The following is a 13,475-nucleotide window of genomic DNA, read 5'->3' on the forward strand; positions in this document are numbered from 1 at the left end:
CCTATCAGCGGTCGGCTGGCGCCACCAGGCCCGGTGACAACACCCCCCGGATCATTGGTGAGACAGGGGCAGTAAGTCATGCCGGGCCCGGCGACCGTGACCCCGCCTTACGGGGTCACCAGCAAGGTAACGGGGCGTCGGCTGACCGCCCGGTTTGTGCCCGGTGGCTCCGCGGTGATATTTTCTCCTTCTTGCCGGAGCGGGTCGAAAGCCCCGATTTGGCAGCAGAAGAACAAGGATGTATTGTTTCTTCTCGCGCGCACCGCTAGCTCAACTGGCAGAGCAGCTGACTCTTAATCAGCGGGTTCAGGGTTCGAGTCCCTGGCGGTGTACCAGACACGAAGGCCCCGATCATCAGATCGGGGCCTTCGTCGTGTCCTGGGACCCTCGCCCTTGATGGCTCAGCCGTCGAGGCGGGCCAGCTGCTCGGAGGTGAGCACCAGGTCGACGGCACGGGCGGAGTCCGTGATCGAGGCGGGGCGGCTGGCGCCGGGGATCGGGATCACCTGCTCGCTCTGGGCCAGCTCCCAGGCCAGCACCACCTGTTGCGGGCTGACACCGTGCTCTCGGGCCACGTCGCCGAAGGCCTGGAACTTCTCGCCCACCTCGGTGGCGCCCCCGGAGGTACCGCCCAGCGGGCTCCAGGGCAGGAAGGCGATGCCGTGCTCGTCGCAGTGGGCCAGCTCGTCGGCGGAGGAGCGGAAGCGCGGCGAGAACTCGTTCTGCACGCTGACCAGGCCACCAGGGCCCAACACCTGCTGGGCCACCTCGATCTCCTCGACATTGGCATTGGAGATGCCGACTGCCTTGATGAGCCCCTCGGCCTGGAAGTCGGCAAAGTGCTGCACCACCTCGCCGTAGACCTTCCAGCGGTCCGGGCGGTGCCACTGGTACAGGTCGATGACGTCCACCTCCAGGGCGCGCAGCGAGGCCTCCAGCGCCTTGCGCAGGTACTGCTTGGAGCCGTCGCGGCCCCACGCCTCGCCCTCGCTGCGGGTGATGCCGCCCTTGGTGGCCACCACGATCTCGTCGCGGTTGGCGATGCCGCGCAGAGCCTTGGCCACCAGCCGCTCGTTGTGCCCCATCTGGTCCCAGCTGGGGGCGTAGCAGTCGGCGGTGTCGAAGAAGGTGATGCCGGCGTCCAGAGCGGCGTGCACGGTGGCGATCGCCTGCTCCTCGTCGGGCTGGGGGTCGCGGGCCATGCTGAGCGGCATGCAGCCCATGCCGATGGCGCTGACGGTGAAGGGTCCGAGCTGTCGAGTCTTCATGGCCCGACGCTAGCGGATGGCCCCGGCGGCCGGGATGCGTCCGCTCGTCGGTCCCCACCTCTTGCGCCGGAGCCAGTCACCTGCTTAAGCTGACACGTGTCAGGTACTCAACGAGGAGCCAATATGACCGACATGTCTCGCCGCGCGCTGATCGGTGCTGCGGGTGCAGGAGCCGCTGGAACGGTGCTCTCCTGGAAACGCCTCACGGGGCTCGACATCCCCGGCCGGGGCAAGGACGAGCTCACCATCGCGCTGAACGGAACCGCCCAGGACGCTGCCTCCAACCAGGGGCTGGTGGACGCCTTCCAGCAGCAGCACCCCGACATCAACGTACGGATCGTGCCCATCCAGGGCGCCGACTGGGGTGACTTCTTCGCCAAGATCCTCACCCTGGTGGCGGCCGGTACGCCGCCCGACGTGGTGATGGTGGCCACGGAGGGCACGCAGCTGTTCGCCGAACGGCTGGCCCTTCCCCTGGATGACTTCGTGAAGCGGGACCGCGACGAGATGCGCGAATTCTTCGAGGATGTGCACCCCTCACTGATCGAGGCCTTCATGTACGAGGGCAGCCTCTTCCAGCTGCCACTGAGCTGGAATGCCGCCAACATCTACTTCTCGGCCAAGGCCATGGAGCGCGCCGGGCTGGAGTACCCCCGCGAGGACTGGAGCTGGGACGACTTCCACGGCTACCTCTCCCAGATGCGCGAGGCCGCCTCCGGCTCCTTCCGCCCCTTCTTCTGGACCAACCGGATGTGGGGCGGCGTGGTGCCGTGGCTGTACAGCAATGACACCGCCTTCCTGAAGCCGAGCCGGTACCAGGGAGGGGACTGGCTGTGGGGTGACTTCTACCCGGGGGAGAAGGGCCGTAGCGGTGGCTACCGCTGGACCGAGCCCAATGCCGACGACCCGAAGGTGCTGGAGTCCTTCGAGTTCCTGCAGTCGCTGGTGGCGGAGGGCCTGGGTTCCTCCCCGGCGCAGGGTGGTGGCAACGAGCTGGTGAGCCGCTTCGGCTCCGGCGTGATCGGCATGACGCCCTCGGGCGGCTACTGGGTGCACGGGCTGGCCGGCGCCGGGATGAAGCGCGACGACTACGACGTCTGCTTCTTCCCCAAGGGTCGTACCCAGCAGCACCAGTTCGGGACCGCCGGCTACGCCATCATGCGCGCCTCCAAGCGCCAGGACGCCGCCTGGGAGTGGCTGAAGTTCTGTGTCTCCAAGCAGGGGATGGCCATCGCCCAGAAGAATCCCGACTCCAACAGCGCCAGGCGCTCGCACAACACCGAGCTCTACCAGGACCGTGGGCCGAAGCACTGGGAGGTCTTCTACGAGACCCTCGACAAGTTCCCCAGCACCGCCCCCATCCCGGCGCCTCCGCAGGCCGCTGCCGTCGAGACGGCCCTGATCAAGAACGTCCTGGGTGCCGTCACCGGCTCCCGCGCCAACGTCCGCCGCGCCCTCGGGACGCTGCAACGAGACCTGACCATCGCCCTGGAAGGGGAGTGAACGCCGTGAGCCTGCCTGTTGCCCCTGCAACCACCCAGACCGAGAAGCTCCCCGCTGCTGCGGGGCGTGCGCCCGGCCGGACCGGTGAGTCCCGTCTGGCCGCCCTGCTCCTGGCCCCCACCGTGGTCGGCATCGGTCTGTTCACCGTGCTGCCCATCATCGGTTCCTTGGTGCTGGCCTTCTTCAGCTGGGACATCATCTCCTCGCCCCGCTTCGTCGGCCTGGAGAACTTCCGCACCATGGCCACCTCGCCCACCATCCGGGTCAGCTTCCTCAACACCTTCGGCTTCGTCGTGGTGGCCGTGCTGCTGCAGATCGCCGTCGCCCTCGGGCTGGCGGTGCTGGTGCAGTCGAAGATGCCGGGGTGGATGCGCACCTTCTTCCGCTCGGTCTTCTTCTTCCCGCTGATCCTGTCGGCCGCCTCGGTCTCACTGATCATGTCCTACCTGTTCAACGAGGACTTCGGCACCGTGAACAAGTTGCTCGGTCTGCTGGGGATGGCCCCTGTGCCCTGGCTCACCTCGACCCACGGCGCCATGGTGGTGACCGTCCTGGTCTACGTCTGGCAGAACTTCGGCTTCACCTTCCTGCTCTTCATCGGGGGCCTGTCCTCCATCCCGCAGGAGGTCTACGAGGCCGCCGACATCGACGGGGCGAGTACCTGGAACCGCTTCTGGCGCCTCACCCTGCCGCTGCTCAGCCCCACCATGCTGGTGGCCAGCGTGATGGCCATCATCTCGGCCCTGCAGATCTTCGACCAGCCCTTCGTGCTCACCAAGGGTGGTCCCGGCGACTCCACCCGTACCGCCGTCATGGTGATCTACCAGTCGGCCTTCCAGGAGCTGCACTTCGGTCTCGCCGCCGCCATCGGACTGGTGCTCATGCTGATCATCATGTTCGTCACCTGGCTCCAGTTCCGCCTCAGCCGCCGCTTCGTCTTCTACATGTGAGGGTCCGACCATGACTGACACCCAATCCGTCGAGCCGCGCTCGAACTCGGCCCGCACGCTTCGCCGCCTCTCGCTGGCTGGCCGCATCCTGGTGCTGCTGGTGGCACTCTTCCTGACCCTTGGTCCTGTGGTCTGGACGCTGTGGGTCGCACTCACGCCCACCGACGCGGCGGGCCATCGCACGCTCAGCCTGGCCGCCTTCAAGGACGTCTCCGCGAAGGTGGACGTCGTCCGGCTGTTCTGGAACTCGGCGCTGGTGACCGGACTGGCCGCCGTCGGCCAGATGCTCACCGCCGCCCTGGCCGGCTATGCCTTCGCCCGGCTGCGCTTCCGGGGCAGCAATGTCCTGTTCGGCATCATCCTGGCCACCATGATGGTGCCGATGCAGGTGACCATCGTCCCGGTCTTCATGCTGGTACGCGGCATGGGGCTGGCCGACACCCTGTTGGCCCTGATCCTGCCCGCCATCCCCACGGCCTTCGGCACCTTCCTGATGCGCCAGTACTTCATGGGCATCCCGGACAGCCTCGCCGAGGCCGCCCAGATCGACGGGGCCAGCCCGTGGCAGGTCTTCTCGCGGATCTACCTGCCCTTGTCGGCGCCGGGTCTGGCGATCGTGGGGATCCTCGCCTTCAACGGGATCTGGAACGAGTTCTTCCGTCCCCTGATCATGACCATCAGCCAGGAGAACTTCACCCTGCCGCTGGGCATGGTCAGTCTCCAGGGCCAGTTGGGCACCGGTAGCATGTCGACGGTGCTGGCCGGCGTGGTGCTGTCGATGATTCCCGCCCTGGTCGTCTTCATCTTCGGTCAGCGACCGCTGCGTGAGGGCCTGACCGCCGGGAGCGTCAAGTGAGCGATCACATCCTGCCCACCCGCCATGTGCGACCCCCGCGCGGCTGGATCAACGACCCGAACGGGCTGGCCCACGTCGACGGCACCTGGCACGTCTTCTTCCAGTACAACCCGGCCTCGCACCGCCACGACGCCATCCGCTGGGGCCATGCCACCTCGACCAACCTGCTGGATTGGAAGCTCGAGCCGGACGTCCTGGTCCCCGAGCCGGAGGGGATCAATGCGGTCGGCTCCTGGAGCGGATGTCTCACCGTCGACGACACAGTGCCGACCATCTGCTGCACCGCCGTGTCGACGACGCCGGCTGCCGCGGTGGGCGCCATCGCCCGGGGCAGCGCTGACCTGCGCAGCTGGGAGCTGGAACAGACCCCGGCTGCGCCGCCGCACGGCGAGGCGGGAGCGGAGACCCGCGATCCCTTCGTGGTCTGGATCGAGGGCCACCGCTACATCATCCAGGGCCACGGTGGCCGCGGTACCACGGCCTCCATCCTGGTCCACGACGCGGAGGACCTGACCAACTGGCCCCTGCTGGGCGAGCTGGTCACCGTCGCCGACCCGGTGGCCGCCCAGCACGCGCCGGCCGACATCTGGGAGTGTCCGAACCTGGTCCGGCTCGGGGACGACTGGGTGCTGGTGGTGAGCCTGTGGCTCGACGGCCAGCTCAGTGGGGTGCGCTGGCTGCTGGGTGACCTGCAGCTGGAGGAACAGGACGGCAACCAGGTCCCGCGGTTCTCTCCGAGGACGGGCGGGGTGCTGGACACCGGACCCTGCTTCTACGCGCCCCAGCTGGTGACCCATGAGGAGCGCACGCTGCTGATCGGCTGGTCCTGGGAACTGGAGCGCTCCGACGAGGTGCTGGCCGAACAGGGCTGGGCCGGGGTGCTGACCACGCCCCGTGAACTCTCGGTGCGCGACGGCCGGCTGGTGCAGGACCTGCCCCGTGAGGTGATGGAGGCGGTGGCCGAGCGGGTCGATCCCAGCTGGCGAGCAGCCGAACATCCCTGTGTGCTGGTCCGCGCCACGTCCGCGGTCGTGCTGACCTGCGACCTGGCCGAGGGGGAGTCCCGCCTGGAGCTGCAGGCCGGAAGCACGGTGATCCTCGACGGCTCGCTGGTGGAGGTCTTCCACGAGGGCAGCACCCGCACTACGCGTTGCTATCCGGCACTGGCAGCCACCTGGAGCGTCACCGGCCAGGCCGAGGTCCGCGTCCTGGGCTGAGACCGACGGCTCAGCCGCGCCGTCCCCGCGCCGCGGGGGCGGCGACGGAGCGCCGCACCACCGCACGGCTGGGCAGCTCGACGTCGGCAGTGGGCAGGGGAACCCCGTCCAGGTGGGCGAGCAGGGTGCGCATGGCCTGGGCGCCCATGTCGTCGAAGGGGATCTGCACCGTGCTGAGCCCGAGCTGCGCCGCGAGGCTGGGGTCGTCGTCGTAGCCCACCACCGAGAGGTCCTCGGGGATCCGCAGCCCGCGCTGTGCCGCAGCGAGGTGTACGCCGGCGGCCACCCGATCATTGGCGCAGACGACGGCAGTGGGCTGCTGCTCGTCGAGCACCCGGCCGCCCACCTCCCAGCCGTCGTCGATCTCCCAGCCACAGGGAACCAGCCGGACCGGCAGGCCGGCCGCCTCGAACTTCTGGCGGTAGCCAGCGATGCGGCGACCAACGGCCACCACGTCGGTGGTGCCGTGCAGGTGGACCACCTCGCGATGCCCCCGGTCCAGCACCAGGCGGGCCGCCTCGCGGCCGCCCTGCTCCTCGTCGCCGTAGATGCCGAGCGCGCGCCCGGACGGGTCGAAGGCGTTGACCAGCAGGCAGGGGTCGTCATGGAAGGCTGCTGGCGGCTGCCAGGGGACGAGTCCCTCGGCCACGAACATCAGGGCGTCGCACTGGCGGGCCTGGAGCAGATCGACGGCATCCTGCTCCAGTTGGGCGTCCTTGTGGGAGTCGACCACCAGCAGTAGGAAGTCGTGCTCGGCGGCCACCCGGGAGGCGGCCGCGATCATGGCCCCGCCATAGGTTCCGGAGGCCACCGAGTCGGTCACGACGCCGATGGTGTGGGTGGCCTGGTTGCGCAGGCTGCGCGCCACGCTGTTGGGTCGGTAGCGCAGCTGGGCCGCCGCCTGCCGGATGGCCTCCTGGTTCTCCGGCGAGACGTCGCCGTCGCCGCGGCCGTTGAGGACCATGGAGACGGCACTGCGCGAGACCCCCGCCAGCTCGGCGACGTCGCGCGCGGTGACCTTCCTGCCCATGGCTCCGGCCCTGCGCTCAGCGCCTGGCGGAGCGCACGGCGGCGATCCGCTGGCGACGCAGCTCGTCGAGCTCGGGCATCTCCAGCGGCTCCAGCTCGGTGCCGGTGGCCAGCTCGAGCAGGTGGTCGGCGAGCTCGGGGTTGCGCACCAGCACCGGGCCGTGGGGGTAGGTGCCGATCACGTGGCCGCCACTGGCGAGCTGCTGGCGGGCGCCCTCGGTGCCCTGGCCGTCGTTGCCGACGCCCACCTCGACGGTGCACAGCGGCGTGGCCTCGGGGCCGAGCGTGGTCCAGCCGCCGTGGTTCTCGAAGCCGGTCACCCGGCTGGTGGAGCCGTCGGGCCGGTTCCAGGCGTGCAGCACCTCGCCGACCGCGCGACGCGGGCCGCGGCGGGTGTCGACGTCCAGCAGGCCCAGGCCCTCGACCACCTCGTCGCGGTCTCCCACGGTGAAGGTCCTGCCGCAGATCTGGTAGCCGGCGCAGACGGCGAAGAGCACCGCCCCGCGATCCAGCCCCACCATCAGGTTGCCGTCGGCCTGCAGCGCCCGCACGGCACTGATCTGGGCCATGTCCTCGCCGCCGCCCAGCAGGTAGATGTCGGCATCGTCGGGCACCAGGTCGCCGGGCTCGACGCTGACCAGCTCCGCCGCCAGGCCGCGGCGCTCCAGGCGCTTGAGGAGCACCTTGGCATTGCCCTGGTCACCGTAGATGCCGAGCACGCTCTGGTAGACCAGCACGATCTTGACGGGCTTCATGCCAGGCCTCCCAGCTTGCGCAGCTTCTGGAACGGTGTGTAGGTGCTGATCACGTCGAGCGTGGTCTCGGGATGCCCGCTGATCGCCGCGGACAGGTCGGGCACGATGCTGTGCTCCACCTCGGCATAGTCCAGCCGGACCGCCAGGTCGTGGGCGCGCGGTCCGGTGCAGACCACGTGGCGGCCGGCCAGCTGCTCGTAGTCGACGTCCCACAGCCAGCTCATGTCGCGACCGTCGGCGGCCACGGCGTCCATCGCCAGCACGACAGGATCGCTGGTGGCCAGCGGCAGGCTCTCGGCCCAGCCGGCGGGGTTCTTGGCCAGCAGCAGCCGGGCCTTCGTGTCGCCGAAGGTGCCCACGGCATAGCGGCCGGCGGGGGAGGCGACGGTGTTCATGCCGCGCACCGCATCGGCCGGCTCGACGCCCATCACGCGGGCGGCGGCCAGCGCGCAGGCGGCATTGGCGCGGTTGAAGCGTCCGGGCACCTGCAGGGCCAGGGTCCAGCGGGTGCCGTCGGCCTGCACCACGTCCTCGCCGTCGACGCGGTAGCTGGCGGCGGGCTGGGTCAGGTCGCACGCGGGGCAGTCCCAGCCCTGGTCGGTGTGGGCCAGCACGGCACCGCAGCCGGGGCACAGCGCCGCATCGGCCGACCAGCCGTCACCGGTGTCGATCCAGACGGTCTCACGGGCAGGCTGCGCGGCCCAGACCACCAGCGGGTCGTTGGCATTGGCCACCACGACGGGGCCCGCGGAACCCGCGGCCTCCAGGGCGGCCCGCCAGGAACGTCCCAGTGACTTGATCTCGTGGTTGCGGTCCATCTGGTCGCGGCTGAAGTTCAGCATCACCAGCACCTCGGGTGTGCCCAGCCGCACCACATCGGCCACGACGCGCTCGTCGGTCTCCAGACAGGCGACCGGGGCCCGGCTCTCGCCCAGCGCGGAGGCGATGCCGTGGTGCAGATTGGCGCCGTCGGCATTCGTGACCACCGGCTCGGACAGCCCGGCGCGCAGCGCGGCGGTCAGCAGGTGGGTGGTGGTGGTCTTGCCATTGGTGCCGGTGACGCTGGCCACCCGGCGCCCGGCGAGCAGCTTGCCCAGCGCTCCCGGGTCCACCCGCATCATCACCTGTCCCCGGATCGAGGCGCCGGAACCACGTCCTGCCAGCCGGGAGGCGAGGGCGGCGGCGCGACCGGCCGTGGTGGCCGCCAGCAGGCGGGCGTCCGGCAGGGAACGAGTCGAAGGCATGCGCCCCATGCTAGTGGGCGCGGCATCCACGGCCGGTGAGGCGGCGCCAGGCCGGTCCACGTTTCAATCCTGCAACGGCTTCTGACACCCCTGTCAGGAAGGCCCCGGGCGTGGTTGGATGCGGAGCAGTCGCACCCCCGCGGCCCCGGAAAGGAGTCGAGCCAATGATGCTCGCCATCTGGGGCTACCTGATCGTCGTCGTGTTCATGCTGCTGATCATGACCAAGAAGGCCACCCCCTTCACCTCGTTGGTCCTCGTGCCACTGGTCATCGGTCTGATGGCCGGGCTCGGCAGCAAGGTCGGTCCCTTCGGTCTGGCGGGCATCAAGTCGGTGGCACCCACCGTCGTGCTGCTGCTCTTCGCCATCCTCTACTTCGGCCTGATGATCACCGCCGGCCTGTTCGACCCGCTGGTGCGCTTCATCCTCAAAGTGGTCAAGGGCGACCCGCTGAAGGTGCTGGTGGGCACCGCCATCCTGGCCGCAGTGGTGAGCGTCGACGGCGACGGCTCCACCACCACGATGATCGTCTGCTCCGCCATGATCCCGGTCTACAAGCGGCTGGGCATGAAGATGATGGACCTGGCCGTGATCGTGATCCTGGCCAACTCGATCATGAACCTGCTGCCCTGGGGCGGCCCGACGGCCCGCATCATCGCGGCCCTGGGCGTCGACGAGGGTGCCCTGCTGCGCCGCATCCTGCCCGGCATGTTCATCGCCATCGTCTGGATCATCGCGGTGGCCTGGATCCGCGGCCTGCAGGAGCGCAAGCGCCTGGGCATCCGCGAACTCGACAATGACGACATCGCCGCGATGCACGCCACCACCTCAGAGGAGGACGAGGCGCTGCTGCGGCCGAAGATGCTGTGGCCCAACTTCATCCTCACCATGGTGCTGATGGTCCTGCTGGTCTTCGGCGGCATGTGGGGCCTGCCCAAGGTGCCCGCCTCGGTGCTCTTCGAGATCGGCTTCGCGATCGCCCTGCTGATCAACTACCGCAAGCTGTCCGACCAGCAGGCCATCATCAACATCCACGGCGCCAATGCGCTGCAGGTGGTCACCATGGTGCTGGCCGCCGGCATCTTCATGGGCATCCTCAACGAGTCGGGCATGAGCGAGGCGATCGGCACCTCGCTGGCCAACTGGGTTCCCAGCTCGCTGGGCGGTCAGTGGCCCCTGGTCACCGCCATCATCTCGGCCCCCGGAACCTTCCTGCTCAGCAATGACGCCTTCTACCTGGGCGTGCTGCCGATCCTGGCGAAGACCGGTGAGCAGTACGGCTTCAGCGCCATGGACATCGGCGTGGCCTCCACGGTGGGGCAGGCCTTCCACCTGCTCAGCCCGCTGGTGGGCTTCATCTACCTGCTGCTCAACCTGACCGGTGTGGACATGGGCGCCTGGCAGCGGCAGGCCGGCAAGTGGGCGATCGGCACCTTCCTGATCTTCCTGGTCAGCATGTACGTCTTCGGAGGGGTGGCGCTGACTCGCTGAGGTGAAGTGGCCTGGGGTCGGTACCGGTCCGGCGACTGTCGGTGGCGCACGGTAGCGTCTCAGACGTACCCGACGAAGGAGAAGACATGGTCAACGACATCGGCCCCAAGCCCACCGCCTTCGACATCGAGGAGGCGACCACCGGCAATGACGACTACCGCCAGGTGGCCTGGAGCGGCAAGTACCTCCAGGTGACCCTGATGTCGATCAAGCCGGGGGAGTCCATCGGCCTCGAGCAGCACCCCGAGACCGACCAGTTCCTGCGCATCGAGTCCGGTACGGGCGTCGCCGTGATGGGTCCCGCCGAGGACCAGCTGGACTTCGAGCAGGAGGTCGGCGACGACTGGGTGGTGCTGGTGCCGGCCGGCATGTGGCATGACGTGCGCAACACCGGCGAGGAGGACCTCAAGCTCTACGCCATCTACGCCCCGGTGCACCACGCCGCCGGCATCGTGCAGGCCACCGCCGCCGACGCCGAGCGTGACGAGGAGGAGGGCCGGGACGAGCCGCCGAGCTGGAGCGTCCAGCCGGCCCCCGAGGCCGAGGACCAGACCGCCTGAGCTCCCCACAACGTCGAAGGCCCCGATCCGTGAGGATCGGGGCCTTCGTGTCGGGGTGAGTAACGGGACTTGAACCCGCGACCACCTGGACCACAACCAGGTGCTCTACCAACTGAGCTATACCCACCATGTGTTCTTCGGGCGTCTCCGCCCTGAACAGCTCGACCAGCATAGCGGCTCGCGCCGCCGCTGGGAAATCAGGCCGGGTCGGTGCCCAGCAGGTCGGCGGGGCGAGACCCGGTGAGGATGCCCTGGTACTTGCGGGCGATGGCCTTGGCCTCGGTGGTGGAGGGGCCGGGGGCGGGCACGAAGACCGCCTCGCGGTAGTAGCGCAGCTCCTCGATCGACTCCTGGATGTCGGCCAGCGCGCGGTGGTTCCCGCTCTTGGCAGGGGAGTGGTAGTAGGCGCGCGGGAACCAGCGGCGGCTCAGCTCCTTGATGCTGGAGACGTCCACATTGCGGTAGTGCACCCAGCCCTCCAGCTCGGCCATGTCGCGCGCCAGGAACATCCGGTCGGTGCCGATGGTGTTGCCGGCCAGCGGCGCCTTGCGAGCGGTGGGGGCGTGGGTGCGGACGTAGTCGAGGACGATCTCCTCCGCCTCGCGCATCTCCAGGCCCCCGGCCAACTCGTCCAGCAGGCCGGACTTGGTGTGCATCTCGCGCACGAAGTCGCCCATCTGGGCCAGCGCCTCGTCGCTGGGACGGATCAGCACGTCGACCCCGTCACCCAGCACGTTGAGCTCCGAATCGGTGACCAGGGCGGCCACCTCGATCAGGGCGTCATTGGCCAGGTCCAGCCCGGTCATCTCGCAGTCAATCCACACCAGCACGTCATTCACCCGCCCCACCTTACGCCCAGCCGACGGCGCCACCGTTGCGCCCGACGGGGTTCGGGACGGCCCGCCGCTAGGATGGTGCCCGACCCGGCCCCAGTAGCTCAGCGGATAGAGCAGCAGCCTTCTAATCTGTCGCGCGCAGGTTCGATTCCTGCCTGGGGCGCCAGCAGCACCGGTACCGGGCGGCGGCCCGCAGGCGCGCCGCCCGGCCAGCGCCGACAGTGCGGTGTCGGTGGCGCGTGACAGGATGGATCCCATGAGCAGCAGCACCCCTCGTCACCGGGGCTGGACCCTGACCGGCGCCCTGGAGCCCTCGGCCACCGTCCGGCCGGAGCGACGGGCGCGCGCGCTCAATGGCCTGCCCCGCAAGGACGTCGAGGGGCAGGGCTTCTGGATGCGCCAGCTCACCGACCCGTGGAACTGGCTGACCCTGGTGCTGGTGCAGCTCTACGCGTTGGCCCTGTGGCTGGTCTGGCGCCAGATGCATCCCGACCAGGTCTTCGAGCAGGGCGTCATCCCCGGCATCGACTGGGAGACCGCCAAGAAGTGCGCCCGGCTGGCGGCACCCACCGCCGCGGTCTGGTCGGCCTTCTTCATCCTCGTCGACCGGGTGCGCCCGATGCGGCTGCGCTGGTGGGCGCTGGCCTTCGGCTGGGGCTCCTGCATGGCCATCTGGATCAGCCTCAACGTGAACTCCTGGGCGGCCACCCTGCTCAATGTCTCGGCCGCCCCCGGTGATCCTGCCGCGCAGGCCCGGCCCGCCGTCTTCGTGGCGCCCTTCGTGGAGGAGGCCTCCAAGGGCACCTTCGTCTTCCTGCTGGCCATCCTGATGCGCTACCGCATCGTCTCCGCGCTGCAGGCGGTGAGCCTGTCCGGCCTGTGCGCCATCGGCTTCGCCTTCACCGAGAACATCGTCTACTACGCCCGCGGCTACATCTACGGCTCGGTCACCGCCGGCGCTGGCGACGTGGAGGAGGCGGTGCAGCAGCTGGTGCTGCTGCGCGGCGTCATCACCAGCTATGGCCATCCGCTGTTCACCATGTTCATCGGCCTGGGCATGGTGCTGGGCCTGCGCACCCGCAGCAAGCTGGTGCGCGTGCTGGCCCCGCTCACCGGCTTCGTGGTGGCGGCCTTCGGGCACATGGCCTTCAACGGCATGAGCAGCGTCAGCAACATGGGGATGGTGCGCCTGCTCGTGCAGTTCGCCGTCGTGGTGGCCTTCATGCTCTTCGTGCTGCTGCGCCAGGAACTCAAGGAGTACAAGCGGGTGGGCACCCGGCTGGCCGACTACGTGCTGATGGGCTGGCTGCCGGCCAGTGACCCGGCCGTCTACGGCCGGATGCGTTCGCGCTTCCGGCTGCTGCTGGTGGCCCTCTTCCGCGGCCCCCGCACCTGGCTGGCCACGCTGCGGCTGATGCGCACCCTCACCGAGCTCGCCTACCTGCGCGACGCCATGGTGCGCGGCATCGTCGACGAGGCCGGCCAGGAACGCGAGAAGGAGCTGCTGGCCCGCGCCAAGGTGCTGCGCTCCCAGGGCCTGTCCGACCCTGCCGGGCTTCGGCTCGAGATCCCCTGGCACCGGCTCGCGGTCTGGCGTCGCCGTCGCCCCGCCGTCGCACCCCAGGCCTGGGCCGCTCCCGGCAGCCCCGCTCCGGTGCCCGTGCAGCAGCAGTCCTGGCCGGCGCCGCCCCGCTGAGCACGGGCTGTGCCCACGGCGGAAGTCTCAACCATGCCCGCGCGCGGGATGCGTGGTTCATGCCACAGTTG

Annotated in this window: 12 protein-coding genes and 3 tRNA genes; 9 read left to right on the top strand and 6 right to left on the bottom strand. The window is 69.4% G+C overall.

Annotation, left to right across the window (positions count from 1 at the left end):
- Nucleotides 1-259 precede the first annotated feature (259 nt).
- Nucleotides 260-335: transfer RNA gene (locus ABD073_RS06770), tRNA-Lys, on the top strand.
- Nucleotides 336-401: 66 nt separating this feature from the next.
- Here ABD073_RS06770 and ABD073_RS06775 read toward each other — a convergent pair.
- Entirely contained in the window at nucleotides 402-1,268 is an 867-nt protein-coding gene (locus ABD073_RS06775; protein WP_343873235.1) for an aldo/keto reductase, read from the bottom strand.
- A gap of 123 nt (nucleotides 1,269-1,391) precedes the next feature.
- Between ABD073_RS06775 and ABD073_RS06780 the strand changes: the two genes are divergently transcribed.
- From ABD073_RS06780 to ABD073_RS06795, 4 genes are read left to right on the top strand one after another with little or no spacing between them, the layout of a single operon-like run.
- Nucleotides 1,392-2,771, top strand: coding sequence for an ABC transporter substrate-binding protein (locus ABD073_RS06780; protein ID WP_343873236.1), 1,380 nt, complete (start codon nucleotides 1,392-1,394; stop codon nucleotides 2,769-2,771).
- A 5-nt stretch (nucleotides 2,772-2,776) separates the two neighbouring features.
- Nucleotides 2,777-3,721, top strand: a complete 945-nt coding sequence (locus ABD073_RS06785) for a carbohydrate ABC transporter permease (RefSeq protein ID WP_343873237.1) — start codon at nucleotides 2,777-2,779, stop codon at nucleotides 3,719-3,721.
- Between the two features lie 10 nt (nucleotides 3,722-3,731).
- A complete protein-coding gene (locus ABD073_RS06790; RefSeq protein WP_343873239.1) occupies nucleotides 3,732-4,577 on the top strand; it encodes a carbohydrate ABC transporter permease in 846 nt (281 codons plus the stop codon).
- Nucleotides 4,574-5,794 (top strand): glycoside hydrolase family 32 protein, encoded by a 1,221-nt coding sequence (locus tag ABD073_RS06795; protein WP_343873241.1) that lies wholly within the window; start codon nucleotides 4,574-4,576, stop codon nucleotides 5,792-5,794. The genes ABD073_RS06790 and ABD073_RS06795 overlap by 4 nt, the downstream gene beginning before the upstream one ends.
- 10 nt (nucleotides 5,795-5,804) lie before the next feature.
- Here ABD073_RS06795 and ABD073_RS06800 read toward each other — a convergent pair whose 3' ends face one another.
- The 3 genes from ABD073_RS06800 to ABD073_RS06810 are packed head-to-tail and all read right to left on the bottom strand — an operon-like array spanning nucleotide 5,805 to nucleotide 8,696.
- Nucleotides 5,805-6,824, bottom strand: a complete 1,020-nt coding sequence (locus ABD073_RS06800; RefSeq protein WP_343873242.1) for a LacI family DNA-binding transcriptional regulator — start codon at nucleotides 6,822-6,824, stop codon at nucleotides 5,805-5,807.
- 16 nt (nucleotides 6,825-6,840) lie between these two features.
- Nucleotides 6,841-7,578, bottom strand: coding sequence for a type 1 glutamine amidotransferase (locus ABD073_RS06805; protein WP_343873243.1), 738 nt, complete (start codon nucleotides 7,576-7,578; stop codon nucleotides 6,841-6,843).
- Nucleotides 7,575-8,696: a DUF1727 domain-containing protein gene (locus tag ABD073_RS06810; RefSeq protein ID WP_343873340.1), complete on the bottom strand. Its 1,122-nt coding sequence runs from the start codon at nucleotides 8,694-8,696 to the stop codon at nucleotides 7,575-7,577. Before ABD073_RS06810 ends, ABD073_RS06805 begins: the two co-directional genes overlap by 4 nt.
- Before the next feature lie 290 nt (nucleotides 8,697-8,986).
- Between ABD073_RS06810 and ABD073_RS06815 the strand changes: the two genes are divergently transcribed.
- Both ABD073_RS06815 and ABD073_RS06820 read left to right on the top strand, forming a co-directional pair.
- The gene (locus tag ABD073_RS06815; protein ID WP_343873244.1) at nucleotides 8,987-10,312 is read left to right on the top strand and encodes a CitMHS family transporter; all 1,326 of its coding nucleotides are present in this window, start codon (nucleotides 8,987-8,989) and stop codon (nucleotides 10,310-10,312) included.
- 86 nt (nucleotides 10,313-10,398) lie between these two features.
- Complete coding sequence (locus tag ABD073_RS06820) at nucleotides 10,399-10,872, top strand: cupin domain-containing protein (RefSeq protein WP_343873245.1); 474 nt, start codon at nucleotides 10,399-10,401, stop codon at nucleotides 10,870-10,872.
- Nucleotides 10,873-10,926: 54 nt separating this feature from the next.
- On the opposite strand, the gene ABD073_RS06825 is transcribed toward ABD073_RS06820, so the two are convergent.
- Both ABD073_RS06825 and orn read right to left on the bottom strand, forming a co-directional pair.
- A tRNA-His gene (locus tag ABD073_RS06825) sits at nucleotides 10,927-10,999 on the bottom strand.
- 70 nt (nucleotides 11,000-11,069) lie between these two features.
- Nucleotides 11,070-11,711: an oligoribonuclease gene (gene orn, locus ABD073_RS06830; protein ID WP_343873246.1), complete on the bottom strand. Its 642-nt coding sequence runs from the start codon at nucleotides 11,709-11,711 to the stop codon at nucleotides 11,070-11,072.
- 87 nt (nucleotides 11,712-11,798) lie between these two features.
- Between orn and ABD073_RS06835 the strand changes: the two genes are divergently transcribed.
- Nucleotides 11,799-11,874: transfer RNA gene (locus tag ABD073_RS06835), tRNA-Arg, on the top strand.
- A gap of 90 nt (nucleotides 11,875-11,964) precedes the next feature.
- Nucleotides 11,965-13,404, top strand: coding sequence for a PrsW family intramembrane metalloprotease (locus ABD073_RS06840; RefSeq protein WP_343873247.1), 1,440 nt, complete (start codon nucleotides 11,965-11,967; stop codon nucleotides 13,402-13,404).
- Nucleotides 13,405-13,475 lie beyond the last annotated feature (71 nt).

It is taken from the genome of Luteococcus peritonei, assembly GCF_039526385.1.
In the GTDB taxonomy this organism is placed as follows: domain Bacteria; phylum Actinomycetota; class Actinomycetes; order Propionibacteriales; family Propionibacteriaceae; genus Luteococcus; species Luteococcus peritonei.